Annotated in this window: 1 protein-coding gene; it reads left to right on the top strand. The window is 57.0% G+C overall.

Annotated elements, in window-relative coordinates:
• The first annotated feature begins 11 nt into the window (after positions 1 to 11).
• Positions 12 to 1,175 (top strand): IS110 family RNA-guided transposase, encoded by a 1,164-nt coding sequence (locus tag PY650_RS36350; RefSeq protein ID WP_285884931.1) that lies wholly within the window; start codon positions 12 to 14, stop codon positions 1,173 to 1,175.
• The last annotated feature ends 422 nt before the right edge of the window (positions 1,176 to 1,597 follow it).

Below are 1,597 nucleotides of genomic sequence, written 5' to 3'. Positions count from 1 at the left end.
CTGAGGTCCCAATGTTCAAGAATACAGACGCTTCGACCGCCATCCAGACCAACCTTGCCGCAATTTTTGTTTCGATGGAACTGTCTCGTTCAACCTGGCTGATTACGGCGTTGGTGCCGGGGAACGGCGAGAAGATGTCGAAATATTCCATTACGGCGGGCAACATTGCCGGGCTGTTCGAGCTGTTTGCAAAGTTGCGCGAAAATGGCCGACATCGGACTGGGCAGAATTGGCCGGTCATCACGATCCAGGAGGCAGGCCTCGACGGCTTCTGGCTCCACCGGGCTCTCGTCAAGGAAGGTGTCGAGAGCCATATCGTGGATGCAGCGTCGATCGCGACATCACGCAAACGGAGACGTGTGAAGACCGATCGCGTTGATGGCGAGGCACTGTTGCGGGTTCTGCTGGCGTTCAAGAGAGATGAGCCCCGTGTATGCTCCATGGTGCGGAATATCTCTCGCGAGGAAGAAGACCGGCGACGGATCGGTCGCGAACGCAAAGCGTTGATGGTCGAACGTGTCGCGCATGTCAACCGCATCAAAGGCCTGTTGTTCTCGCAGGGCGTCACGGAATACGAGCCCCTTCATAAAGACCGGCGCGAGCGTCTGGAAGAGTTGCGAACGGGAGATGGAGAGGCATTACCGCGGCATATGAAGGCGCAGATCGGCCGTGAACTGGACCGGCTGGAACTGGTGATGCGTCAGATCAGGATCATTGAGGATGAACGCGATGCGCTAATCGAGGCACAATCCAGGCATGGCACGAAGCCATCGGCTGTCACGATGCTGCTCGGGATCAAAGGGATCGGCGCGGAGTTTGCGAACATCCTCTGGTCGGAGGGACTGTTCCGGCATTTTAGCAATCGCCGTCAGGTCGCCGCTTATGCCGGTCTCGCGCCAACACCCTGGCAAAGCGGTTCGATCAATCGGGAACAGGGGGTCTCGAAGGCAGGCAATCCGGAACTGAGGACAACATTGATCCAGTTATCCTGGCTGTGGTTGCGCCATCAGCCGGATTCGGCACTGACGAAATGGTTCAAGGCGCGCGTTGAACGCAATGGCGGGCGCATGAAGAAAACGGCCATTGTCGCGCTGGCACGCAAGCTGCTGGTGGCGCTTTGGAAATACGTGAGCTCCGGGGTCGTGATCGAGGGCGCCATCGTGAAAACCGCGTAGCATCGGCACGACTTCAATCTTTCTGAAATCTACCGGGGTCTCATGAACCCCGGCGGATCCGGGTGGCGAACCGATTGGTCGTATGGCACAAAAATGCCGTTTCGTAGAATGGTCACGTCCTCCCGGGCTCAGCCCGCCGCAAGCGGGAAATTGGTGCAGCCGCAGTCGTCGGCGACCGGATGTGAGTTTGATCAGGCTTCGCGAAACAAGCCGTGTCACACAGTATTGAGCCCGAACTCGGAACCGAAACGTTTGAGGAATGCCAAAATGCAATAATCAACTTGACGCTGAGTTTCCCATGTGAGCGACCAACAAATCCATCATCTGCCATGCAAATCTCCAGATAGTCCTGGAAACCTTCTCGCACACGCGGCAAGCCTCAAAATACAGCCAATCCAATGGGGCGGAGACGGCGCTTACAG

The sequence above is a fragment of the Martinezella calliandrae genome (genome assembly GCF_030272695.1).
Taxonomy (GTDB): domain Bacteria; phylum Pseudomonadota; class Alphaproteobacteria; order Rhizobiales; family Rhizobiaceae; genus Rhizobium; species Rhizobium calliandrae.
This window is presented reverse-complemented; position numbering and strand designations above follow the sequence as displayed.